Annotated in this window: 21 protein-coding genes and 3 tRNA genes; 5 read left to right on the top strand and 19 right to left on the bottom strand. The window is 53.8% G+C overall.

Translation table 11 applies throughout. The features are described 5' to 3' along the window. Positions 1–23: 23 nt before the first annotated feature. The 12 genes from nsrR to nnr form a co-directional block, all read right to left on the bottom strand. A complete protein-coding gene (gene nsrR, locus ACLD4K_RS05830; protein ID WP_001177632.1) occupies positions 24–449 on the bottom strand; it encodes a nitric oxide-sensing transcriptional repressor NsrR in 426 nt (141 codons plus the stop codon). A gap of 219 nt (positions 450–668) precedes the next feature. After that, a complete protein-coding gene (gene purA, locus ACLD4K_RS05825; protein WP_000527972.1) occupies positions 669–1,967 on the bottom strand; it encodes an adenylosuccinate synthase in 1,299 nt (432 codons plus the stop codon). 102 nt (positions 1,968–2,069) lie between these two features. Further along, positions 2,070–2,267 carry a DUF2065 domain-containing protein gene (locus tag ACLD4K_RS05820; protein WP_001089290.1) on the bottom strand — a complete coding sequence of 66 codons (198 nt, stop codon included), beginning with the start codon at positions 2,265–2,267 and terminating at the stop codon, positions 2,070–2,072. A 78-nt stretch (positions 2,268–2,345) separates the two neighbouring features. Beyond that, entirely contained in the window at positions 2,346–3,350 is a 1,005-nt protein-coding gene (gene hflC, locus ACLD4K_RS05815) for a protease modulator HflC (protein ID WP_001232417.1), read from the bottom strand. A 2-nt stretch (positions 3,351–3,352) separates the two neighbouring features. After that, positions 3,353–4,612: an FtsH protease activity modulator HflK gene (hflK, locus tag ACLD4K_RS05810; RefSeq protein ID WP_000312505.1), complete on the bottom strand. Its 1,260-nt coding sequence runs from the start codon at positions 4,610–4,612 to the stop codon at positions 3,353–3,355. A 214-nt stretch (positions 4,613–4,826) separates the two neighbouring features. Then, on the bottom strand, positions 4,827–6,107 hold the full coding sequence (hflX, locus tag ACLD4K_RS05805; protein ID WP_411011525.1) for a ribosome rescue GTPase HflX: 1,281 nt from the start codon (positions 6,105–6,107) through the stop codon (positions 4,827–4,829). Positions 6,108–6,178: 71 nt separating this feature from the next. Beyond that, on the bottom strand, positions 6,179–6,487 hold the full coding sequence (hfq, locus tag ACLD4K_RS05800) for an RNA chaperone Hfq (protein ID WP_001051875.1): 309 nt from the start codon (positions 6,485–6,487) through the stop codon (positions 6,179–6,181). An 82-nt stretch (positions 6,488–6,569) separates the two neighbouring features. Beyond that, on the bottom strand, positions 6,570–7,520 hold the full coding sequence (miaA, locus tag ACLD4K_RS05795; RefSeq protein WP_411011524.1) for a tRNA (adenosine(37)-N6)-dimethylallyltransferase MiaA: 951 nt from the start codon (positions 7,518–7,520) through the stop codon (positions 6,570–6,572). Further along, a complete protein-coding gene (gene mutL, locus ACLD4K_RS05790) occupies positions 7,513–9,369 on the bottom strand; it encodes a DNA mismatch repair endonuclease MutL (protein WP_411011523.1) in 1,857 nt (618 codons plus the stop codon). The genes miaA and mutL overlap by 8 nt, the downstream gene beginning before the upstream one ends. A gap of 9 nt (positions 9,370–9,378) precedes the next feature. Next, positions 9,379–10,698 carry an N-acetylmuramoyl-L-alanine amidase AmiB gene (gene amiB / locus ACLD4K_RS05785; protein WP_000640350.1) on the bottom strand — a complete coding sequence of 440 codons (1,320 nt, stop codon included), beginning with the start codon at positions 10,696–10,698 and terminating at the stop codon, positions 9,379–9,381. A gap of 17 nt (positions 10,699–10,715) precedes the next feature. Continuing rightward, positions 10,716–11,177 carry a tRNA (adenosine(37)-N6)-threonylcarbamoyltransferase complex ATPase subunit type 1 TsaE gene (tsaE, locus tag ACLD4K_RS05780; protein WP_023231648.1) on the bottom strand — a complete coding sequence of 154 codons (462 nt, stop codon included), beginning with the start codon at positions 11,175–11,177 and terminating at the stop codon, positions 10,716–10,718. After that, positions 11,149–12,696, bottom strand: a complete 1,548-nt coding sequence (gene nnr / locus ACLD4K_RS05775; protein WP_411011522.1) for a bifunctional ADP-dependent NAD(P)H-hydrate dehydratase/NAD(P)H-hydrate epimerase — start codon at positions 12,694–12,696, stop codon at positions 11,149–11,151. The genes tsaE and nnr overlap by 29 nt, the downstream gene beginning before the upstream one ends. Here nnr and queG point away from each other — a divergent pair. Further along, entirely contained in the window at positions 12,695–13,834 is a 1,140-nt protein-coding gene (queG, locus tag ACLD4K_RS05770; RefSeq protein WP_411011521.1) for a tRNA epoxyqueuosine(34) reductase QueG, read from the top strand. The genes nnr and queG overlap by 2 nt on opposite strands. A gap of 269 nt (positions 13,835–14,103) precedes the next feature. Here the strand turns inward: queG and ACLD4K_RS05765 are convergent. The 3 genes from ACLD4K_RS05765 to ACLD4K_RS05755 all read right to left on the bottom strand — a co-directional run bounded on the left by ACLD4K_RS05765 (position 14,104) and on the right by ACLD4K_RS05755 (position 14,643). Then, positions 14,104–14,179: transfer RNA gene (locus ACLD4K_RS05765), tRNA-Gly, on the bottom strand. A gap of 156 nt (positions 14,180–14,335) precedes the next feature. Then, positions 14,336–14,411 (bottom strand) — tRNA-Gly (locus ACLD4K_RS05760). 156 nt (positions 14,412–14,567) lie between these two features. After that, positions 14,568–14,643, bottom strand: a tRNA-Gly gene (locus ACLD4K_RS05755). 275 nt (positions 14,644–14,918) lie between these two features. Between ACLD4K_RS05755 and ACLD4K_RS05750 the strand changes: the two genes are divergently transcribed. Further along, positions 14,919–15,659, top strand: a complete 741-nt coding sequence (locus tag ACLD4K_RS05750) for an arginine ABC transporter substrate-binding protein (RefSeq protein ID WP_000727897.1) — start codon at positions 14,919–14,921, stop codon at positions 15,657–15,659. A gap of 61 nt (positions 15,660–15,720) precedes the next feature. Here ACLD4K_RS05750 and orn read toward each other — a convergent pair whose 3' ends face one another. Further along, a complete protein-coding gene (gene orn, locus ACLD4K_RS05745) occupies positions 15,721–16,266 on the bottom strand; it encodes an oligoribonuclease (protein ID WP_001271546.1) in 546 nt (181 codons plus the stop codon). Positions 16,267–16,372: 106 nt separating this feature from the next. Here orn and rsgA point away from each other — a divergent pair, with 106 nt between their 5' ends. From rsgA to mscM, 3 genes are all read left to right on the top strand, one after another. Next, positions 16,373–17,425, top strand: coding sequence for a small ribosomal subunit biogenesis GTPase RsgA (gene rsgA / locus ACLD4K_RS05740; protein WP_000041988.1), 1,053 nt, complete (start codon positions 16,373–16,375; stop codon positions 17,423–17,425). A 90-nt stretch (positions 17,426–17,515) separates the two neighbouring features. Beyond that, positions 17,516–18,484, top strand: coding sequence for an archaetidylserine decarboxylase (gene asd, locus ACLD4K_RS05735; protein ID WP_000934949.1), 969 nt, complete (start codon positions 17,516–17,518; stop codon positions 18,482–18,484). Between the two features lie 18 nt (positions 18,485–18,502). Then, on the top strand, positions 18,503–21,829 hold the full coding sequence (gene mscM / locus ACLD4K_RS05730) for a miniconductance mechanosensitive channel MscM (RefSeq protein ID WP_411011520.1): 3,327 nt from the start codon (positions 18,503–18,505) through the stop codon (positions 21,827–21,829). A 136-nt stretch (positions 21,830–21,965) separates the two neighbouring features. Here the strand turns inward: mscM and ACLD4K_RS05725 are convergent, their stop codons facing one another. The 3 genes from ACLD4K_RS05725 to epmA form a co-directional block, all read right to left on the bottom strand. After that, a complete protein-coding gene (locus ACLD4K_RS05725; RefSeq protein WP_411011519.1) occupies positions 21,966–22,286 on the bottom strand; it encodes a hypothetical protein in 321 nt (106 codons plus the stop codon). 64 nt (positions 22,287–22,350) lie between these two features. Continuing rightward, on the bottom strand, positions 22,351–23,853 hold the full coding sequence (yjeM, locus tag ACLD4K_RS05720; RefSeq protein WP_183059420.1) for a glutamate/gamma-aminobutyrate family transporter YjeM: 1,503 nt from the start codon (positions 23,851–23,853) through the stop codon (positions 22,351–22,353). A 225-nt stretch (positions 23,854–24,078) separates the two neighbouring features. After that, complete coding sequence (gene epmA, locus ACLD4K_RS05715) at positions 24,079–25,056, bottom strand: elongation factor P--(R)-beta-lysine ligase (RefSeq protein ID WP_411011518.1); 978 nt, start codon at positions 25,054–25,056, stop codon at positions 24,079–24,081.

Here is a 25,056-nt window from a genome sequence, read left to right as displayed (position 1 = left end):
TGTCATCTCTAATGAAGTTTACTTCACTCCACCAGTAATAATTTATAAAGCGGTTGATTCTCTTCAACCAAATCGGCAAGCGTGTAGTTATCCAGCTCCTTGAGAAAACTCTGCACGGCCTTAGAAAGCGCCTGTTTCAGACGACAGGCAGGGGTGATGTGGCAAAACTCGCTGCTACAGTTGACCAGTGATAAGGGTTCCAGCTCACGCACCACATCGCCAATACAAATAGTATTAGCCGGTTTACCCAGGCGGATACCGCCATTTTTTCCCCGAACGGCAGTGACAAAGCCCGCACGGCTAAGCTGATTGATAATTTTGACCATATGATTACGGGACACGCCGTAGACTTCTGTCACCTCAGAAATACTGGTCATTCGTCCATCTGGTAACGACGCCATATAGATTAGCGCACGTAAGCCGTAATCGGTGAAACTCGTTAACTGCACATCAACCTCAGGAAAAGGGAAAACGGGATATAACTTATCTGTATTGATGATAAACCAGCCACCTGTCAGGCTGCTAATTTATTTCGGTTCAGGAAGGAAAAAAGCGGGGAACAATGACGCATTTGAGCCGAAGGATGATGCAAAGCATCTTATCCGGCCAACAAATGCGTACTCATCATAGACCCGGTAAGCGTAGCGTTACCGGGCATCATCCATCAATTACGCGTCGAACGGGTCGCGCAGAATCATCGTCTCAGTACGATCGGGGCCGGTAGAAATAATATCAATCGGCACGCCGGTCAGTTCTTCGATACGTTTGATGTAGTTCAGCGCCGCCTGCGGCAGACCGCTACGATCTTTCACACCGAAGGTGGATTCAGACCAGCCCGGCATGGTTTCGTAAATCGGCTCTACACCTTTCCAGTCGTCAGCTGCCAGCGGAGTGGTAGTCACTTCGCGACCATCCGGCATACGGTAAGCCACGCAGAGTTTCACCTCTTTCAGGCCATCCAGCACATCCAGTTTGGTCAGGCAGAAGCCAGACAGGGAGTTCAGCTGTACCGCACGACGAACGGCAACGGTGTCCAGCCAGCCGGTACGACGACGACGACCGGTAGTGGCGCCGTATTCGTTACCCTGCTTGCAGAGGAACTCGCCGGTTTCATCAAACAGCTCAGTCGGGAACGGACCTGCACCTACACGAGTGGAGTAAGCTTTGAGGATACCCAGAACGTAATCAACATAACGCGGGCCCAGGCCGGAACCGGTCGCCACGCCACCTGCAGTGGTGTTAGAAGAAGTTACATACGGATAAGTACCGTGGTCGATATCCAGCAGGGTACCCTGCGCACCTTCAAACATGACGAAATCGCCACGCTGACGCGCCTGGTCGAGCAGGTCCGAAACGTCAACAACCATAGAAGTCAGGATGTCGGCAACAGCCATCGTATCATCCAGAACTTTCTGGTAATCAACCGCTTCAGCTTTGTAGTAGTTAACCAACTGGAAGTTGTGATATTCCATCACTTCTTTCAGTTTTTCAGCGAAGGTTTCTTTGTCGAAAAGGTCACCAACACGCAGACCGCGACGTGCCACTTTATCTTCATAAGCAGGCCCGATTCCACGACCGGTGGTGCCGATCGCTTTCGCGCCACGCGCTTTCTCACGCGCGTTATCCAGCGCAACGTGATAATCAAGGATCAGCGGACAGGCTTCAGACAGCAGCAGACGCTCACGAACGGGGATGCCACGGTCTTCCAGTTCTTTCATCTCTTTCATCAGCGCGCTCGGAGACAGCACAACACCGTTACCGATGATGCTGGTTACATTCTCGCGAAGAATACCTGATGGAATAAGATGGAGAACGGTTTTTTCACCGTTGATTACGAGAGTATGGCCTGCGTTGTGACCGCCCTGGTAGCGTACAACATATTTAGCCCGTTCAGTCAGAAGATCGACGATCTTTCCTTTACCTTCGTCACCCCATTGGGTGCCCAGTACGACGACGTTGTTACCCATTTTTCAAAATCACCGTTTGCTTAAAAATGGATTCTACCATCGCTTTTTCAGATATACAGCACTTTTTGCACTCAATCTGCGGCAAATCCGACCACTTTTTGCTCAGCCAATCGTTTTCCTCAACATGTAGTAGACCACAACTCCCGCGACCACAAGTCCGCCGCCAAAACGTCGTAAAACATTTTCCGGCAGTTGCGCCAGTGCAGAAACCATTTTTTTCCATGCGCCGGGATACAGCATCGGTCCCAGCCCTTCGAGGACTAATACCAGAGCAAGCGCCAACCAGATTGTTGAATTCATTTATCACCCTTATAAAAGAAAACCACCGGCATCCTTTGGATGCGGTGGTTTTGCTGGTCTAAAACCGCTGACGCTATTTTAGCGTGTCGTCGAACTCGGTGTCTTCATGTAGCGGAAGAAATCGCTGTCCGGGCTCAGTACCATCACGTCCTGATTACCTTCGAAGCTCTTCTCGTAAGCGCGCAGACTACGAATGAACGCGTAGAAATCAGGGTCCTGACTGAACGCGTCGGCAAACAGCTTCGCGGCTTCAGCATCACCTTCACCACGCATGATACGCCCCTGACGCTCGGCTTCCGCCAGAGTTTTCGTCACCTCATAGTCAGCAGCCGCACGCAGTTTTTCCGCTTCTTCCTGACCTTGTGAGCGATGACGACGCGCGACCGCTTCACGCTCGGCGCGCATACGGTTGTAAATCGCCTCAGAAACCTCGGTCGGCAGGTTGATCTGCTTAATACGCACATCGACCACTTCGATACCCAACGCCGCCATACTGTTCGGGTTGATGACCGGTACTTTACCTTTGGTTTCCGCCGTGACGCGTTCCGCCGCTTCGGCAATCGCGTCATCCGCCGCCGGGGTCGCCACTTCATCATCGGTACCGGCTGAACCGGAGTTCAGCGCGTCGCGCACTTCCAGAGTCAGACGACCACGAGAATCGGTCACGATGTCTTTTACGTCCAGGCGACCAATCTCAGAACGCAAACGGTCCGAGAATTTACGTTTTAACAGCACTTCGGCTTGCGAAATATCGCCGCCGCCGGTCGCCAGATAGTAACGGCTAAAGTCGCTGATACGCCATTTGATGTAGGAGTCGACAATCAGGTCTTTCTTCTCTTTAGTCACAAAGCGATCGGCCTGGTTATCCATCGTCTGGATACGCGCATCAAGCATTTTCACTGATTCAATAAACGGGATCTTAAAGTGCAGACCCGGCGCGTAAACCAGCGGTTTGTTCTCATCGTCACGCAGAACTTTACCAAAACGCAGCGTAATGCCGCGCTCGCCCTCTTTGACCACAAAGACGGACATGTAGAGCACTACCAGCACGATGATGATAATCGCAATAACTGACTTACGCATCGTTATTCCCCCTGACGCTGGTAGTCGTTACGCTGCGCATTCGCGCGGCGTTGGTCCATAATATCGCCCTGATTTGAGGACGACGTGTTGCTTGCTCCGCTGGCGTTAGACTTTGTGGACGGCGGCAGGCGCAGCAGGTTGCTGGCGCTATTGTCGCTCTTTGCCGCCGGCGCATTCCCGCCTTTCAGCATCTGATCTAACGGCAGCACCATTAAATTACCGCTCTTGTCGTTAACCAGTACTTTACGGGTATGGCTCAGCACTTTTTCCATCGTTTCAATATACAGACGCTCGCGCGTAATCTGCGGCGCGGCTTTATATTCCGGCAAAATCTTCGCAAACCGGGCGACTTCACCCTGCGCTTCCAGGATAGTCTGGGTTTTATAGGCGCGTGCCTCTTCCAGAATACGCTGTGCCTGACCGTTGGCGCGCGGCTGAACTTCGTTGGTATACGCTTCCGCTTCACGAATGTACTGCTGCTCGTTTTCACGTGCGGCAATCGCGTCGTCAAAGGCGGCTTTCACCTCTTCCGGCGGGCGCGCAGCCTGGAAGTTCACGTCCAGCAGGGTAATCCCCATGTTGTACGGTTTGATAGTCTCTTCCAGCTCGCGTTGGGTATCGCTACGAATAACGGTACGACCTTCGGTCAGGATGCGATCCATCGTGTATTTACCAATGACGCCACGCAGCGCGCTGTCGGTGGCCTGACGCAGGCTATCGTCCGGGCTGGTCACGCTAAACAGATATTTCTGCGGATCGGTGACGCGGTATTGCACGTTCATTTCAACGCGCACGACGTTTTCATCAGACGTCAGCATCACGCCTGACGCCGCCAGTTCGCGCACCGCTTCGACGTTCACCGGCGTGACGTCGTCAATAAATGTCGGCTTCCAGTTCAGACCTGGCTCTACCAGATGGCTGAATTTACCAAAACGCGTCACAACGCCGCGCTCGGCTTCTTTAATGGTATAAAAACCGCTGGCCGCCCAGATAATGACGACTGCCGCCGCGGCGATGGCGACAATACGGCCTCCCAGTTGCGGACGCGGGCCTTGCGATGAGCTACCGCCGCCGGAACCGGTGCCTTTACCGCCCCCAAAACCACCGAGTTTTTTACTCAGCTTACGGAAGATATCATCCAGATCGGGAGGTCCCTGATCGCGGCCACCTTTGTTTCCATTTCCCCCAGAGTTGCTGCCAGGTTTGCTGCTTCCCCACGGGTCGCGGTCCTGTCCGTTATTACCGGGCTGATTCCACGCCATTTTTGTGCTCCATATTTGTTATGCGGTGATCCCCGTTGTCTTTCGACCTCAGAGGATAAGGCGAAATTACTCCATGCTTCAGACGAACCGCCGTTACAGACATCATCTTTCAGGCTACGCCTTGAGTGGCGGCTTTTTTACCCCAGGTCACTTCGTTGTGAGCTCCTGAAATTCTCTCAGCTACCGCTTCAATACGACCTGAATGACTTCGCGTCTAGATCACGTATTCGATCAACGCCGGTTCTTGTTTACAGAGGCGACGCCAGTCGACAATCGGCATTCGTACCTGCAGACTGACGCTACCGTCTTCCTCCATCCACTCTTTTTCTATTGCCTGAAGCTGATAAAACCGGCTTCTCAGACGCCCTTCCTGCGGCGGCAAACGCAGCGTATGCTGCGCCACCTCGCCGGAAAGACGCTCCGTCAAAGCCTGAAAAAGCTGTCGTATTCCCACGCCGCTTTGCGCTGAAAGCCAAACGCGGATGGGTTTATTCTCTTCATCTCTGTCGATACGCGGTTCAAAGTCGTCCAGCATATCGATTTTGTTCATCACCATTAAGGTGGGTATTTCGTGAGCGTCAATCTCTTCAAGAACGGTGTTTACCGCCTCGATGTTTTCCTGCACACGAACATCCGCCGCATCGACCACATGCAGCAGCAGCGTCGCCTGACGCGTCTCCTGCAGAGTAGCTTTAAAGGCAGCCACCAGATCGTGCGGTAAATGGCGGATAAAGCCTACCGTATCCGCCAGAACGGTTTCACCGACATCCGCTACATCAATACGACGTAACGTGGGGTCCAGCGTCGCAAATAGCTGATCTGCCGCATAGACCCGCGCTTCAGTGATCTGATTAAAAAGGGTGGATTTTCCGGCGTTGGTATAGCCCACCAGCGATACCGTCGGAACGTCGGCCTTGATGCGCGACTGCCGCCCCTGCTCACGTTGCTTCTCAACTTTCTCCAGGCGCGACTGAATCTGCACAATGCGATTACGCAGTAAACGACGGTCGGTTTCGAGCTGGGTTTCACCCGGACCGCGCAAACCAATCCCGCCTTTCTGACGTTCAAGGTGGGTCCAGCCACGCACCAGACGCGTAGCCAGATGGCGTAGCTGCGCCAGCTCAACCTGCAACTTACCTTCATGGGTACGCGCACGTTGGGCAAAAATATCTAAGATAAGACCGGTGCGATCGATAACCCGGCACTCGCACAAACGCTCCAGGTTTCGCTCCTGGGCTGGACTCAATGCATGATCAAACAATACGACCGCTGCGCCAGTCGCTTTCACGGCTTCCGCAATTTCAACTGCCTTACCTTCACCTACAAAGTACTTCGGGTGCGGTGCTTTACGGCTACCGGTAATCACCTGCATTGCTTCGACACCGGCGGAAGAGACCAGAGATTCAAACTCCTGGAGGTCTTCCATATCTTTGTCTTGCGAAAAATAGATGTGTACCAGTACCGCCTGCTCACCGGCATCATAACGGTCAAACAAGCGTAAACCCTCTTAATAACCAGCGGGGGCGATTATCCGACGCCCCCGACATGGATAAACAGCGCGTAAACTTATTCAGTCTCTTCGCTGTCCTGTTGCGCAGTAGAACCCTGCGCGTTGCTACCGTGATGGTAGTTATTGCTGGCGCCGCCACCGGCATTGTTGCTGTGATGGGAAACCGGGCGAGACGGGACAACAGTAGAAATCGCGTGCTTATAAACCATCTGGCTGACCGTGTTCTTCAACAGGATCACGAACTGATCAAAGGACTCGATTTGACCTTGCAGCTTAATACCATTCACCAAATAAATAGAAACTGGAACACGTTCCCGACGCAATGCGTTCAGGAACGGATCTTGTAAAGATTGCCCCTTAGCCATTCTCTTTTCCTTATATGCTTATTTGTACTTTGAACCTTTCGATTCTGAAAAATTGCGCACGATACGTCTCAATTGTACACATTCAGTCTGCGATAGCACCAACAACCTGTAATACTTCTTTTCGCGTCCGATCGGGATTCTCACTGTCAAGCCAGCGCACCCCTTCCCAACCGCGCAACCAGGTCATCTGGCGCTTCGCCAACTGTCTCGTGGCGCAAACACCTCTATAAACCATTTCATCATATGAGATTTCGCCCTCAATGTATGACCACATCTGGCGGTATCCCACACAACGGATGGAAGGCAAGTCCGTATGCAAATCTCCTCGGGCAAAAAGCGCCCGGACTTCTGCTTCAAAACCTGAAGCCAACATCTGATGAAAACGCAGTTCAATGCGCTGATGGAGCAGTTCACGGCTCGCCGGGGCGATAGCGAACTGATGCACCTGGTACGGTAGCGCGTCTCCTGACGTTTGCGTTAGCTCCGTTAAAGTTTTACCCGAAATGAAAAAAACTTCCAGTGCCCGGGAAAGTCTTTGCGGATCATTTGGATGAATTCGCGCGGCGGCAACCGGATCTATCTCCTGAAGTTGCTGATGCAACGCCTCCCATCCAAGCTCCGCTGCTTGCTGCTCTATCCGGGATCTGACTTCCGGATCTGCTGAAGGCAGCGGCGATAACCCTTCCAGCAATGCCTTAAAATACAGCATGGTGCCGCCCACTAACAGCGGGATACGCCCCGCAGCGGTGATCTCCGACATTTGCGCTAACGCGTCGCGGCGAAAATCCGCCGCCGAATACGCCTGCGACGGGTCGCGTATATCCAGCAGTCGATGCGGCGCCGCTTTCAGCTCATCGGCATTCGGCTTAGCCGTGCCAATATCCATTCCCCGATAAATGAGGGCGGAATCAACGCTTATCAACTCTACTGGCAAAACTTTACGCAGTTCTATCGCCAGCGCCGTTTTGCCGGAGGCCGTCGGCCCCATCAAAAATATCGCCTTAGGCAGGCTCGCCTTGCTTACATCATTCATGCTTCAGGGCGTTCATCGCCGAATGTAAATCAACAGGTTGTAACAGGCCACCCGGCGGCGCTTTTACCAGCTGCGGACATAGCCGCTCAACATCCGCCAGCAGCGATATGGCCTGCGCCATCGACCACTGCGGATGTTCGCTCTGCACATTACGCGCTATCCATTGTGCAATATTGACCGTTGCAAATGTGGTCTGTTGCGCCAGGTAGCCTATCAGTTCAGGAATCAAGATTTGTAAATTTTGTTGTCGTAAGGGTAAAGGCACCGCCCGAATGGTCACATACTGCGCATCTGACTGAAATTCAATACCCAATTCTCCCAACAAAGATTGGGCTTGTTGCAGCGCGGCTTTTTCATCGGCGCTCACTTTTAAACGCAGCGGAATCAGCAACGGCTGCGCGCAAACCGGACTTTGACCCGGTGTAAGCTGCGCCTGACGCAGCCAACGCTCCGCAACCGGCAGCGACAAGAGCTGGATAGTCCCCGCGTGTTCCAGCAACGCGCAGTCACCGCCGACTATTGTCAGTACGCGACCGAAACTCTGGCTATGTCCATCAAGCGCAGGCGCAACCGGCTCCGGCGCGGGGCTCGTCGCCGGCGTCTGTAAAAGCGCGCGATAAACCTCGCCCTGCTGCTTCTGATAACCTGGCTGCGCGTGCGGCCAACCACCAGCGGTCTGACGCCCGCCGTTACCGCCCGATGCGCCGCCGGAATAACGCGGTGTCGCGGGCTCGCGCGCCGCAGTTGGCTCGGCGGGTACAGCAAAATGGTTGCGCCCGGCGGCGATACGGTTTTCCGGGACATGCCGCGGCGCTGGCGCAATCTCCTCCAGCGGCAGCGTCGTTTCCGTCTGCTGTTGTAGAACGCTCAGCACCCCTTGATAGATGAAGTCGTGCACCAGCCGGGATTGATGAAAACGCACTTCGTGCTTGGCGGGATGAACATTGACATCCACCTGATGCGGGTCAATCTCCAGATACAACACAAACGCAGGCTGTTGGTCCGCGCCCAGTTTATCTTCACAGGCCTGACGAATGGCATGGTTGATCAAGCGGTCGCGCATCATGCGGCCATTCACATAGCAGTACTGGATCTCCGTTAACGCCGTGGTGGTGTGATTCGGATCGGCGACCCAGCCGCGCAGGGTCAGATCGCCATGCTGCCACTCGATCGCCAGTGCCTGTTCGAGAAACGGCGTGCCGCAGATGGCGCCTAACCGGCGCTCTTTTTGCCCGTCCTTTGCGACAGCGCGATACTGCCGTACCAATTTGCCGTTGTGCGACAGGTTAAGCGTGACGTCAAAACGGGCCAATGCAATACGACGGATGATTTCATCGATGTGATTAAATTCCGTTTTTTCAGTACGCATGAATTTGCGCCGGGCGGGCGTATTATAAAAGAGATCCAGAACTTCCAGGGTGGTGCCGACCGGGTGCGCGGCGGGTTTTACCGTCACGTCCATGTCACGCCCTTCCGCATACGCCTGCCAGGCTTCCGCCTGCTCCGCCGTACGCGACGTTAGCGTCAAACGCGAGACCGAACTGATACTCGCCAGCGCTTCGCCGCGAAATCCCAGACTGATAATCGCTTCCAGATCGTCAAGCGAGGCGATCTTACTGGTGGCATGACGGGCCAGCGCCAGCGCCAGTTCCTCTTTTTTAATGCCGCAGCCATTGTCGCGAATACGAATAAGCTTCGCGCCGCCACGCTCGATGTCGATATCAACGCGGGTGGCGCCTGCATCCAGACTATTCTCTACCAGCTCTTTAACAACCGACGCAGGGCGTTCCACCACTTCGCCAGCGGCGATTTGGTTCGCAAGCTGCGGCGGCAGAACCTGAATCGGCATGAAATCTCCTTAATTCGCGGCGGTTATGGCGCCAGGCTGGTTGGTACTGGCCGTCTGGCCTGGGCCGCCCTGCGGCGCAGACTGAATCGGATGCGCTGCAAAGTACTTACGCAACCCCCGATATATAGCGTCAGCAATCTGCTGCTGATAGCGGTCGCTCGCCAACAATCGCTCTTCGCCGTGATTACTGATAAAGCCCGTCTCCACCAAAATGGACGGGATATCCGGCGAACGCAACACGCCCAGGCTCGCGTGTTCCGGGCGACGTTTATGCAGCGACCCCACGCCGTCGAGTTGGCTTAGTACGTTCGTCGCCACATCATACCCTACCCGCTGCGAATGACCGAATTGCAAATCCAGTACCGCCTGGCTCAGGTAAGGGTCTGACTGACTGTTCGCCAGCACATCGCCAGCGCCGCCTAACAGTTCGGATTGCTTCTCATGCTGCTCAAGCCAGTTTGCCATTTCGCTGTTCGCGCGACGATTGGACAATACCCAGACGGAGGCGCCGGTGGCGTCGCGATTTGGCGCGGCATCCGCATGAATAGAGACAAGGAAGTTGGCGTTTTGCTTACGCGCCACGTCAGACCGCCCCATCACCGAAATAAAATAGTCGCCGTCACGCGTCAGCACGCCTTTAAACATCGGATCGTTATTCAGCAATGTGCGTAACTTACGCGCGATGGCGATGGTGACATTTTTCTCGCGCGTACCGCCCGGGCCTATTGCGCCGGGGTCCTGGCCTCCATGTCCGGCATCAATAGCAATCACCACTTTATCGCCAGCGCCTGCCGACGCGCGCGCCGCAGGCCGCGTAACAGTATTGCTGCTGGTCACGCCGGTCAGGCGATCATCAGAAGATTTAAACGGATTACGGGCCGGCTCCGTCGGGCGGGGCGCGCTTTCAACCCGTTTCGCGACGACAGGCGGTGGCGGCGGCGGAACATCGGCATTAATGGTGAAAATGACCGTATAGTTGCCGCCGTTTTGCCGCTTCACCGCCTCGGTTTTACCATTTTCCGTCAGATCGACAAGCAACCGTAAAGATTGCGCATCTTTCGGCGTTCCGGCACGGATCGTTTTGACCAGATTGTTACCGCTAAACTGAAGCGGTAACCCCTGAATCACGCCGGTCTGCCTGATATCCAGCGCCACGGTACGTTTACCGTCCTGTGAGTAAGCATATTCCGGATCGCCGATAAAACTCAGCGTAATGCGCGCCTGCTGCTCGCCGTTGGACACCTGAATATCAGAGAGACTGGCGGCGCCCGCCTGCGCGCACAGCAGGATTAAGGCTGCTATTACGGCATTTTTGATGCGATAAATCATCCCGCCACCTTATATAGCTAATCGGCTAAACGCGCCAGTAACGAATGACCCGATGAGGATACCGCGCTTACGCGAGCCTCACGCCCCTGCGCCTGGTAATCAATATGGATTTCGACGTCCGGGTCGGGGAGAACGCCTTTACCTTGTTGCGGCCACTCCACCAGACAAATGGCGTCGTTGGCGAAATAATCGCGAATGCCCATAAACTCCAGCTCCTCCGGGTCCGCAAGACGGTACAAGTCGAAGTGATATACCATCATGTTATCAAGCGCATAAGGCTCTACCAGCGTATAGGTGGGGCTTTTTACATTACCGTTATGGCCTAACGCCTGTAAAAATCCCCGGCTAAACGTCGTTTTACCGGCACCTAAATCGCCATACAGATAAATAACGGTCGCGCCATCGCAGGCGTTGGCTACCCGTTGACCCAGCTCTAGCGTCGCCTGTTCGTCAGGTAGCGGAATTACTCGATTCATCATGGTTTACGTCAATCACATCAGGGTTAACAATACGCCGCAGCGTAGTAAAAAGATCGGTCGCCAACATGCCGCGAGCGCCATAACGCGCTGCCAGTAAGTCCGCCGCCGCGCCGTGAGCCACACATCCCACACATGCCGCATCATACGGGGTAAACTTCTGTCCGAGCAATGCGCCGATGATGCCGGACAGGACATCGCCCATCCCGCCGCTCGCCATCCCCGCATTACCAGCGTCAATGATAGCCAGAGGGTGGTGTTCAGCGGCGATAATCGTTCCTGCGCCTTTTAACACGACCACGCCTCCGTACCGTTTTACCAGACGCTGCGCTGAAAGTAAGCGATCACTTTCAATTTCTGCCACAGAACATCCTAACAGGCGAGCCGCCTCTCCCGGATGCGGCGTAATCACGCGATTGTGACGTTTATCAGGATTGATTGCCAGTAGGTTCAACGCATCCGCATCCCACAGCATAGGTTTACGGACGTTTTCTACTTTCTGTAAGGCTTTTTTGCCCCATTCCTGCTGCCCAAGCCCCGGGCCGATCACCACAACGTCAGCCCAGGTCAGGCTCTCTTCCAGCGACTGAGGCGTGAGTTCATGTACCATCAGTTCCGGGCGGGCCGTCAGCAACGGCGCGATGTTTTCACCGCGGGTCAGTACTCTGACCAACCCAGCTCCCGTACGCAGCGCCGCCTCGCCAGCCATCCGAATTGCGCCCGCTGTTCCCTGGTCGCCGCCGATAATCGCCAGACGACCATGATCGCCCTTATGCGAGGTCGGTCGACGCGGCGTTAACCATTGCCCCAACTGCGTCGCGTCAAAACGCCGGAGCGGCGGCGTCTGGCTCGCCAGCCAACCTTCCAGTCCCAACGCGTCATAATGCAATATGCCGGTAATGTCACGCGCTTTGCCGGTCAGCAGGCCTGGTTTCAGGGCGATAAACGTGACCGTATGCGCGGCGCTTATCACCGCGCCAGGCGTGACGCCCGTTTGCGCCAGCAGACCTGACGGGATATCGACGGCGACAACCGGCGCAGGATGGGCGTTCGCCTGTTCAATCAGACCGGCTACCGGGTCGCGCGGCGCCTGGGCTATACCGGTGCCAAGCAGCGCGTCGATAATTAGATCCGTCGCTTCCGGCCAGATAATATCGGCAGCATGGATAATGCCGCCAGCATTCAGCCAGGCATCGCGCGCCTGCGCCGCTTCTTCAGGCAACGGTTTGTCGCTCTCCTGCGCCAGCAACGTTACGCTAATGCCCGCCGCTTGCGCTAGTCGCGCCACGACGTAACCATCGCCGCCGTTGTTGCCATGACCACACAACACCAGCCAGTGTCGGGTGTCAGGATAACTGTCACGGGCTACCCGAAATGCCGCGTCGCCAGCGCGCAGCATCAATTCATAGAGTGTAAGTCCGAAGGCATCCGCCGCATCGCGTTCCAGCCGTTTGATGTCATCGGCGGGCCAAATGGAGTGTGGTATACTTACAGGGTTTTTCTTCATGTTATGGTCCATCATGTCAAAGCCCCTCGATCTCAATCAGTTAGCGCAAAATATTAAGCAGTGGGGGCTGGAGCTGGGCTTTCAGCAGGTCGGTATTACTGATACCGATCTGCGCGCATCCGAACCTGCGCTGCAGGCGTGGCTGGACAAACAATACCACGGCGAGATGGCATGGATGGCGCGCCACGGTATGATGCGCGCCCGGCCTCATGAACTCTTACCCGGTACGCTACGTGTCATCAGCGTGCGCATGAACTATCTGCCCGCCAACGCCGCGTTTGCCAGTACGTTGAAGAATCCCACGCTGGGCTACGTTAGCCGATATGCGCTGGGGCGTGATTATCACAAGCTATTACGCAGCCGCCTTAAAAAACTGGGCGAGCAGATCCAGCAGTACTGCGGTTCGCTGAATTTTAGACCGTTTGTCGACTCTGCGCCTATTCTTGAACGCCCATTAGCGGAAAAAGCCGGACTTGGCTGGACGGGTAAGCACTCACTTATCCTTAATCGGGAGGCCGGCTCATTCTTTTTCCTGGGGGAATTGCTGATTGATTTACCGCTGCCGGTCGACCAGCCGGTCGAGGAAGGTTGCGGCAAATGCGTCGCCTGTATGACCATTTGCCCGACAGGGGCGATTGTCGAACCGTATACGGTGGACGCGCGGCGCTGTATTTCTTATCTCACCATTGAGCTGGAAGGCGCTATTCCGGAAGCATTTCGCCCCCTGATAGGCAACCGTATTTACGGCTGCGATGACTGCCAGCTTATCTGTCCGTGGAACCGTTACTCTCAGTTGACCGACGAAGCAGATTTTAGCCCACGCAAGGCGCTGCATAACCCAGATTTGCTTGAGTTGTTTAGCTGGAGCGAAGCGCAGTTTCTGAAAGTCACTGAAGGTTCTGCGATTCGGCGCATTGGTCATTTACGCTGGCTGCGCAATGTTGCCGTCGCGCTGGGGAATGCGCCGTGGAGTAATGCCATCATTACGGCGCTGGAAAGTCGCAAGGGTGAGCATCCACTTCTTGATGAGCATATCGAATGGGCGATTGCGCAACAAATTGAAAAGCGGAACGCCTGCATCGTTGAAGTGCAGCTACCGAAAAAACAGCGTCTGGTCAGGGTGATTGAAAAAGGGCTGGTGCGCGATGCCTGAATTATTCACAGGCTGTGTATAAAAATAAAAACACATTGCGATTCAAGAGGGAAAAAAGGAACAGTCAATAATGCCAACGTTTTGAAATCTTATTTTTTCTATATTTTTCAGTAAATTATAGAAATTCTACGCGTCAGGTATAATTTTTTGCATTCCAGGAGTAATGGGCCGCTCTGTGGATAAGTCTGTTTACAAGGATCTGACGAAAGCGGAACAAAACGTGCCCCAACGCGATATTCGTTGTGGATAGTTTTACTGTAGATAAGAATTGGAGCGGGAAACGAGACTCGAACTCGCGACCCCGACCTTGGCAAGGTCGTGCTCTACCAACTGAGCTATTCCCGCATAATCTTCGTTTTTCGAACCGCTACTGCGTTGGCTGCCTTCACTCGCCTGAGTCACTTACTTCAGTAAGCTCCTGAGGACTCATTCAGTTGCCGCCTTGTCGCAATTCGAAATCCTGCGATTGGTGGTCTGTGCTTAACAAGCACTTTCAAATTTTGGAGCGGGAAACGAGACTCGAACTCGCGACCCCGACCTTGGCAAGGTCGTGCTCTACCAACTGAGCTATTCCCGCATAATCTTCGTCTTTCGAACCGCTACTGCGTTGGCTGCCTTCACTCGCCTGAGTCACTTACTTCAGTAAGCTCCTGAGGACTCATTCAGTTGCCGCCATGTCGCAATTCGAAATCCTGCGATTGGTGGTCTGTACTTAACAAGTACTTTCAAATTTTGGAGCGGGAAACGAGACTCGAACTCGCGACCCCGACCTTGGCAAGGTCGTGCTCTACCAACTGAGCTATTCCCGCAAATTTGTTGCTGTCGTAATTCGCATTTCTGCGTCGTTACGGGAGGCGCATTATACGAGAAATCCATTTAGCTGCAAGCCCCTGAACGCATTTTTTCGCGATTTTTGTTTGAATGCTGATTAAATCACCAAACAAGCCAAAAAACGAGCAAGGCGTGCGCTATGCAACAAAAAACTTTTCACGCCACGCCTAAAGGCACAGAATCAGAATAGCATCCTGCGCCAAAAAAAGAATAGCACGGTGACCACAACATCCAATTGATATCAGGGATCAAGATGAAAAAAAAACTTATTGTCATGCTGTTAGCCAGCCTCTCCGTTCACGCCGCTTCCGTTTCCGCCAGAACATTACATTTTGGCACCTCCGCCACCTATGCGCCCTATGAGTTTGTCGATGCCGATAATAAAATTGTTGGTTTCGATATTGATGTCGCCAACGCGGTCTGCAAAGAGATGCAAGCGGAGTGCTCATTCACTAACCAGAGCTTTGATAGTCTGATCCCCAGCCTACGCTTCAAAAAGTTTGATGCGGTGATCGCCGGTATGGATATGACGCCCAAACGTGAGCAGCAGGTCTCCTTTAGCCAACCCTATTACGAAGGTTTATCGGCGGTAGTCGTCACGCGTAAAGGGGCTTATCACACTTTTGCCGATCTGAAAGGCAAAAAAGTCGGACTGGAAAACGGTACAACGCATCAGCGCTATTTGCAGGATAAACAACAAGCTATCACGCCTGTCGCCTATGACAGCTATCTAAACGCCTTTACCGATCTGAAAAATAACCGTCTTGAGGGCGTGTTTGGCGATGTCGCCGCGATTGGTAAGTGGCTAAAAAACAATCCGGATTACGCCATCATGGATGAACGCGCCAGCGATCCTGACTACTACGGAAAAGGGTTAGGCATTGCGGTACGCAAAGGCAACGACGCGCTATTGCAAGAAATTAATGCCGCGCTCGACAAGGTGAAAGCGTCGCCGGAATATGCGCAAATGCAGGAGAAATGGTTTACGCAGTAATTCAGTGTGGGGAGAGCTGCCGGATGAGACGTTGTGGCGTTGCCATCCGGCATGTTACGCCTCACAGCTTAATGAAATGCTCGCGGTAGTAAGCCAGCTCCGCCACCGACTCGCGAATATCATCCATCGCCTGGTGCGTGCCCTGCTTGGTAAAGCCGGCCAGAATCTCCGGCTTCCAGCGGCGCGCCAGTTCCTTGAGCGTACTGACATCCAGATAGCGATAGTGGAAATAAGCCTCCAGTTCCGGCATATATTTAAACAGAAAACGACGATCCTGACCGATGCTGTTACCGCAAATCGGCGACTTACCCGCAGGCACCCACGTTTTCAGAAATTCAATCGTCGCCAGTTCAGCGTCTCGTTCGCCCATCGTACTTGCCTTAACGCGATCCACCAGGCCGCTACCGGTATGGGTGCGCACGTTCCAGTCATCCATTAACGCCAGTTGCGCATCGGATTGATGTACCGCAATCGTCGGCCCTTCCGCCAGAATGTTCAGGCTGGCATCCGTCACCAGTGTGGCTATCTCAATAATGCGATCGCGCTCGGGGTCCAGACCTGTCATCTCCAGATCGATCCAAATCAGGTTGTTTTCATCGGCACTCATGCTATTTTCCACCCTTCAGAGGTCACATTCACTGTGACTATATTCATCTACAATTGCGTGTATCATAGATGTTTTGCCCACTATGGGCGACCAGGAGCCAGTACGATTGAGCAAAAATAAACTCTCCAAAGGCCAGCAGCGCCGTGTGAACGCCAATCACCAGCGTCGTTTAAAAACGTCCGTGGAGAAAGCCGACTACGATGACAACCTGTTTGGCGAGCCTGCAGAAGGTATCGTCATTAGCCGTTTTGGTATGCATGCCGATGTGGAGTCTGCTGACGGCGAGGTTCACCGCTGCAATATCCGCCGCACTATTCGTTCGCTGGTGACGGGCGATCGCGTCGTCTGGCGTCCGGGCAAAGCCGCCGCAGAGGGCGTCAACGTAAAAGGCATCGTTGAAGCGGTGCATGAGCGCACCTCGGTATTGACGCGCCCGGACTTCTACGACGGCGTGAAGCCTATTGCCGCCAACATTGACCAAATCGTTATCGTCTCCGCGATTTTGCCGGAGCTGTCGCTGAATATCATCGATCGCTATCTGGTCGGCTGTGAAACCCTACAGGTTGAGCCGCTTATCGTACTCAATAAAATTGATCTGCTGGACGACGAAGGTATGGACTTCGTTAATGAGCAGATGGATATCTACCGCAATATCGGCTATCGCGTGTTGATGGTCTCCAGCCATACGCAGGATGGTCTGAAACCGCTGGAAGAGGCGTTAACCGGTCGCATCAGTATTTTTGCCGGGCAGTCCGGTGTCGGAAAATCCAGTCTGCTAAACGCTCTACTCGGCTTACAGAACGAGATTCTGACGAACGATGTGTCGAATGTCTCCGGTCTGGGTCAACATACCACTACCGCTGCTCGTCTGTATCATTTCCCGCATGGCGGCGATGTCATTGATTCCCCCGGCGTGCGCGAGTTCGGCTTATGGCATCTGGAGCCGGAACAAATCACCCAGGGCTTTGTCGAATTTCATGACTATTTGGGACATTGCAAATACCGGGACTGCAAGCATGACGCCGATCCAGGCTGCGCCATTCGCGAAGCGGTAGAGAACGGCGCTATTGCGGAAACCCGTTTCGAAAATTATCACCGAATTCTTGAAAGTATGGCGCAGGTAAAAACGCGTAAAAACTTTTCTGATACGGACGACTGACAGATACGCCAGGCGTCGTTAGAATCGTCCCTTTTTTCAGGATACCGGTATCACTGCCGGTTCAGGAACAACAATGGCCTGGAGGCTACCTTGTTAAACTCATTTAAACTTTCGCTACAATACATTCTGCCGAAACTATGGCTCACTCGCCTGGCGGGCTGGGGCGCAAGCAAACGAGCAGGATGGCTGACAAAACTGGTTATCGATCTCTTCGTAAAGTATTACAAAGTCGATATGACCGAGGCGCAAAAACCGGATACCGCCAGCTATCGTACGTTCAATGATTTCTTTGTTCGTCCGCTGCGTGATGACGTGCGTCCGCTCAATACCGATCCTAACATCCTGGTGATGCCTGCCGACGGCGTGATAAGCCAGTTGGGTCGTATCGAAGAAGATAAAATTTTGCAGGCCAAAGGCCATAATTACAGCCTTGAGGCGTTGCTGGCGGGTAACTACCTGATGGCGGATAAGTTCCGCAACGGCACGTTTGTGACCACTTACCTCTCCCCTCGCGACTACCATCGCGTGCACATGCCATGCAACGGCATCCTGCGTGAAATGATCTACGTACCGGGCGATCTGTTCTCCGTTAACCATCTGACCGCGCAAAACGTCCCCAACCTGTTTGCCCGCAACGAGCGCGTTATCTGTCTGTTTGATACCGAGTTCGGTCCTATGGCGCAGATTCTGGTCGGCGCAACTATTGTCGGCAGTATCGAAACCGTCTGGGCGGGGACCATTACCCCGCCGCGCGAAGGCATCATCAAGCGCTGGACCTGGCCAGAAGGCGAACATGAAGGGTCTGTCGCCTTGTTGAAAGGCCAGGAGATGGGGCGCTTTAAACTGGGTTCCACGGTCATCAACTTATTTGCGCCGGGGAAAGTGAATCTGATCGCGTCGCTGGCAAGCCTGTCCGTTACCAAAATTGGCCAACCGCTGGCGACGTCGACCGAAACATTCGTCGCGCCGGAGGTAGAACCTGCTCCGCTGCCGGCAGAAGAAATTAAAGCCGAACACGACGCCAGCCCGCTGGTTGACAATAAAAAAGACGACACCTAATCAAGAGAGAATGCTGACGTGCGCCTGATTATCGCTTTTCTGATGGCCTGGTGCCTCAGCACGGGGGCGTTCGCCGCAACGGCCCCCGACGCCAAACAAATCACGCAGGAACTGGAGCAGGCAAAAGCGGCGAAGCCCGCTCAGCCGGAAGCCGTTGAGGCGCTCCAGACTGCGTTAAACGCGCTTGAAGAGCGAAAAGGCTCGCTTGAGCGCGCGAAACAATATCAACACGTTATTGATAATTTCCCTAAGCTATCCGCCACCTTGCGCGCCCAGTTGAATAATCTGCGCGATGAGCCTCGCAGCGTACCGCCAGAGATGTCCACCGAAGCGTTAAATCAGGAGATCTTGCAGGTTAGCAGCCAGCTACTGGATAAAACCCGCGAGGCGCAACAGGAGCAGGAGCGCGTCAGGGAGATCGCCGACTCGCTCAGCCAGCTTCCCCAACAGCAAAACGACGCCCGCCGCCAGCTTAATGAGATTGAGCGACGGCTCGGCACCGCAGGCGGAAGTGCCGCGCTTAGCCAGGCGCAAAATCTCAGTATGCAGGCGGAGTCCGCCAAACTAAAAGCGTTAGTCGACGAACTGGAGTTGGCGCAACTGTCCGCCAACAACCGGCAGGAACTGGCTCGTCTGCGTTCCGAGCTGGCGGAAAAACAGAGTCAGCAATTGGATGCGTATCTTCAGGCGCTGCGCAATCAGCTCAATAGCCTGCGCCAACGTGAAGCGGAACGCGCGCTGGAAAGCACTGAGCTGCTGGCGGAAAACAGCGCCGGTTTGCCGGAAGGCATTGTCGAACAATTTAAAGTCAACCGCGAGCTGTCACAGGCGCTCAATCAACAAGCGCAGCGGATGGATCTGGTCGCCTCGCAGCAGCGACAGGCCACCAGCCAAACGTTACAGGTGCGTCAGGCGCTCAATACGCTGCGGGAGCAGTCGCAATGGCTTGGCGTGTCCAACATGCTTGGCGAAGCGCTGCGCGCACAGGTCGCCCGTCTGCCAGAAATGCCTAAGCCGCAGCAGCTTGATACGGAAATGGCGCAGCTACGCGTTCACCGTATGCGCTATGAAGAGTTACTCAATAAGCAGCCGCAGCTACGGCAAATACGTCAGGCCAATGGACAGCCGCTGACCGCCGAGCAAAACCAGATTCTTGACGCCCAGCTTCGCACTCAGCGCGAGCTGCTCAACTCGTTGTTACAGGGCGGCGACACGCTAATCCTGGAGCTGACCAAACTGAAAGTCTCCAACAGCCAACTGGAGGATGCGCTTAAAGAGGTTAATGAAGCGACCCACCGTTATCTGTTCTGGACCGCTGACGTTAGCCCGCTATCGCTCTCCTGGCCTGTTGATTTGGTTCAGGATTTACGCCGGCTTATCTCATTAGATACGTTTAATCAGTTAGGTAAAGCCAGCATCATGATGCTGACCAGCAAAGAGACGCTACTGCCGTTATTCGGCGCGCTGGCGCTGGTCGGGTTTAGCCTCTATTCGCGCCAACACTTCAACCGGTTCCTTGAGCGCTCGGCCTCGCGCGTCGGGAAAGTCACCCAGGATCACTTCTCGCTGACGCTGCGAACGGTGTTCTGGTCGATTCTGGTCGCCTCGCCGCTGCCGGTCTTGTGGGCGACGCTCGGCTATGGTCTGCAGGAAGCCTGGCCGTATCCGCTGGCCGTCGCCATCGGCGATGGCGTGACGGCGACAGTACCGCTGTTGTGGGTAGTCATGATTTGCGCCGCTTTTGCCCGCCCTAATGGCCTGTTTGTGGCGCATTTCGGCTGGCCGCGAAACCGGGTAGCGAAAGCGATGCGCTACTACCTGATGAGCATTGGGCTGATCGTGCCGCTCATTATGGCAGTGATCATGTTTGATAATCTTAACGATCGGGAGTTTTCCGGCTCGTTGGGCCGCCTTTGTTTCATCCTGATATGCGGCGCGCTGGCGCTGGTCACGCTGAGTCTGAAAAAAGCGGGCATCCCGCTCTATCTTGATAAAGAAGGCAACGGCGACAACATGGTCAACAGCCTGCTGTGGAATATGCTGATGGGCGCGCCGCTTATCGCGATTCTGGCGGCGGCGGTAGGTTATCTGGCCACGGCGCAGGCGCTACTGGCGAGACTGGAAACCTCGGTCGCCATCTGGTTCCTGTTGCTGGTCATCTATCACGTCATTCGCCGCTGGATGCTGATCCAACGACGCCGACTGGCTTTTGACCGCGCCAAACATCGTCGGGCGGAAATGCTGGCGCAGCGCGCGCGCGGCGAAGAAGAACCGGCGCACTCCTCCAGCCTGGAAGGCGCGGTCGACATCGATGAAAGTGAAATCGATCTTGACGCTATTAGCGCTCAGTCGCTGCGTCTGGTCCGCTCAATTCTGATGCTTATCGCCCTGCTATCGGTAATTGTACTGTGGTCGGAAATCCACTCGGCATTCGGCTTCCTGGAGAATATTTCGCTGTGGGATGTCACCTCTACGGTGCAAGGCGTGGAAAGCCTGGAGCCGATTACCCTCGGGGCGGTGCTCATTGCGATTCTGGTCTTTATCATCACCACGCAGTTGGTGCGTAATCTGCCTGCGCTGCTGGAACTGGCGTTATTACAGCATCTCGATTTAACGCCTGGTACCGGTTACGCCATCACGACCATCACCAAATATCTGTTAATGCTGATTGGCGGACTGGTCGGTTTCTCGATGATCGGCATTGAGTGGTCGAAGCTACAATGGCTGGTGGCCGCGCTCGGCGTTGGGCTTGGTTTTGGCCTGCAAGAAATTTTCGCTAACTTTATCTCCGGCCTGATTATTTTGTTTGAAAAGCCGATTCGTATCGGCGATACGGTGACCATTCGCGATCTCACCGGCAGCGTGACCAAAATCAATACCCGCGCCACCACCATCAGTGACTGGGATCGTAAAGAGATTATCGTGCCGAATAAAGCCTTTATCACCGAACAGTTTATCAACTGGTCGCTGTCTGACTCCGTTACGCGCGTGGTGTTAACCATCCCGGCGCCAGCGGATACCAATAGCGAAGAGGTGACGCAAATTCTGCTGACGGCGGCGCAGCGCTGTTCTTTGGTGCTGGACAACCCGCCGCCTGAAATCTTTCTGGTGGATCTCCAGCAGGGTATTCAAATTTTCGAACTGCGTATCTATGCCGCGGAAATGGGACACCGTATGCCATTACGCCATGAGATCCACCAATTGATTCTGGCGGGCTTCCGCGAGCACGGTATTGATATGCCGTTCCCGCCGTTCCAGATGCGTCTGGAGAGTCTCGGCGGTAAACAAACGGGGAGAACGTTAACGTCAGCGGGTAAAACCAGCCGCCCGGCGGGCAGTTTGTAGCGCATGATCCAGGCAAGAAATGCCGGATGCGACCCGTCGGGTCTTATCCGGCCTACGGGCCGGCAATTAATCTGTAGGCCCGATAAGCTTGCGCCATCGGGCATTTCATCGCAACTCACAGACATTTTCGGACTTATTATGCGTCCAGATCGGCAACAGGCAGGTTAATTTCGCTATAGCGCATTCGGAATAAATCGCCGTAACCCACCAGTTCTCCGCGAAATACGAGGCATCTTATAACATACGCGCAATAAATATCCGACACATGTTTCCACTTATCCTCATCGCGATCCCTTAACGTGCCAATAGACATTCCTACTACCATCGCAACCTTTCGACGTGCAACATGAACGGAAGAAAGAATAACCTTTTCTATTTCAAGGATATCTTCCGGAGTAAAATTGAGTGCCCTAACCTCATCTTCCGTGATAATCGGGTCTCTCGAACTATCATTCATAACGTTCTCCATCGGGCAAGAAATGCCGGATGCGACCCGTCGGGTCTTATCCGGCCTACGGTCTTTACTCCCCCGCCCACTCCGGATCAGCGCTCATGCGGCTGCTGTAATTCTGATAAATCGCCATCGCCAGCAGCGAGAAGAAGATCGGGCCGCCGATCATCCACAAGGCGCTGTCCCAGTCCCCAGCTTCAATCACCGGCTGGATAATGGTAAAGACGTTGGCAAACGTCACCACCAGCACCACAACACCCGTCGCGACCAGGGTAGAGGCTTTGGTTTTAAAGAGAACAAATGGCCGCTCCAGATCCTGACGCGCTTTAAAGAAGGGAAATGCCAGCGCAAGGAACAGGTATGGCAAGGTCATTGAGACGTTCGCCATCAGCGTGAGTTTGTTATAAAACGCCGATGCGGTGTCACCGCCAAAAGAGACCAGCAAAATAAACAGACTCACCAGCACGCACTGTAGCCACATAGCGGTCGCCGGCATACCGTTAGCGTTTAGTGTCGTCATCGGCGCGGGCCACAACGCTTTTGGCGTCCCCTGAATAATGGCTTTCAGCGGTGAATAGCTCAACGTAAAAAACGCGCCGGTATAAGCCAGAAACATAGAAAGGCCAGTGATACGCGCAAACCAGACGCCCACCGTCATCGCAGCCTCCGGAGAAAGGTTTAACGCGTTACCTAATGTCGTGCCTAAACTCGACATCAGAATGTAGGTGATATTCCCTAAGTTAACGGCGCTATTACTTAATATCTGTTGCCAGTTAGTGCTGACGCCCCATAAAAAGATCGCCAAAGAATAACCAATTGAAATCACAATAGCCGCGAAAACAATACCTTTCGCAAAATTCTTTTCCGGTTTCTCGGTTTTATCCACCAGTCCGCCGACAGCCTCAATACCGCCGTAAGCAAAAATAGCAAATACTACAAATGACAACATTGCCAGGCCGGAGTGATAACCCGGATTCGGTGACGAGGTAAAATTAATTTCTTGTGCAAAATGCCCACCATTTAATAACAAAATAGCGACACTCACCAACAATAAAACTAAATTAAGACACATTACGGCAATACCTCCGACCGCCGTAATTCGCGCAATTTTATTGATCCCTCTGGCGGCGACACACGTCACCAGAATCATCCAGCCGACGGCGAGCAGCCCGACAACCTGCGTAGGCTCAAGCCCCGCAATACGCCAGTGCTGCGTCATATCGGCGCCAAAAACAAAAGTAGAAAACGGTACCCAAATTTTTGCCGCCGTACTTACCATCCATATGACATACGATGAAAACCACATAAACGTGCCGATAAACGCGTAACGTGGCCCCACGCTATTATTCATCCACGAATAGATCCCGCCCTCTTCTTTGCGATAAGCGGAACCCATTTCAGCCATCATTAAGGCGAATGGAATAAAAAACAGCAAGGCAGAAAATATATACCACGGGATTGCGCTATACCCCATTAAATAAAACGCCGACGGGCTATTCGCAAAACCAAAAACAGAAGTAAAAATCATCAGGATAAGCCCAATAAGGCTCATCTTTTTTATCGTGTGGGTCATTCAACCATCCCTTACGCTCGAGCGCGTTTGCCAGACGCCGCTCACCGATTGACGCCGCCTTCTTTTTTACAAAGGTCAGCGATAAAAAAATCAACACAGGATTGATACCTAAATGGCATCAAAGTTCCAGCCTTATGTTGTGGCAAACAGAGGATAATTGAAAAAATATGCTACAAAATGGCGCTTATTGCGCCATTTTATCTCGCGAAAGAGTGAATTTCAGATTTACGCCCGATCGACCGTAAAAGCAATCACGTCCGCCAGGCTTTCTGCTCCCAGCGCCAGCATCACCAGACGATCAACACCCAGCGCCACGCCGGAACAATCCGGTAGACCGGCGGCCAGCGCATCCAGTAGATTTTGGTCAATCGGTTGCTGCGGCAGACCGCGAGCGGCGCGCTTACGATTGTCCTGTTCAAAGCGCTGTTGTTGCTCACGTGCGTCCGTCAGTTCGTGGAAACCATTCGCCAGCTCAATACCTTTGTAGTACACCTCAAAGCGCTCGGCGACGCGATGATCCTCGGTACTGATTTGTGCCAGCGATGCCTGACTTGCCGGAAAGTGATAAATAAAGGTCGGCTTTTCTTTACCTATATGCGGCTCAACCCCCATCGTGAACAGCAGTTGCAGCAACGTATCACGGTCTTCTTCCGTATCAGCGATATTGCTTAAATCAAGCTTTGCCGCCGCCTCACGCAGCTGCGTTTTATCTGCTGATAACGGGTCAATCTCCAGATGGCGCAGAAACGCCTGTTGATAGGAGAGACTTTCCGCAGGTTGACAATCCAGCACTTGCTGAAGCAAATCATCCACTTCATTCATCAGGCGGTACATATCGTAATGCGGGCGATACCACTCCAGCATAGTGAATTCCGGATTATGATGTCGTCCCATCTCTTCATTACGGAAACTGCGGCATAGCTGGAAAACTGGGCCGCACCCTGCCGCCAGCAGGCGTTTCATATGGTATTCCGGACTGGTCATTAAATAGAGGTTCATCCCCTGGGAATGGCCAGGTCCGACGAAACGCGTTTCGAACGGGAACAGATGAATGTCTGTGACCGTCGCCTGACTCATGCAGGGCGTCTCAACCTCAAGCACTCCACGATCGGCAAAGAAACGACGGATTTCCGCCATAATCGCCGCACGTTTTAATAAATTGGGGATGGACGCGCTCGGCTGCCAGGTTGCCGTTTCGCTCAT

The sequence above is a fragment of the Salmonella sp. 741265055_HSA genome (genome assembly GCF_046569525.1).
Taxonomy (GTDB): Bacteria; Pseudomonadota; Gammaproteobacteria; order Enterobacterales; family Enterobacteriaceae; genus Salmonella; species Salmonella enterica.
The sequence above is the reverse complement of the archived record's forward strand: the minus strand, read 5'-3'. Positions and strand labels throughout refer to the sequence as shown.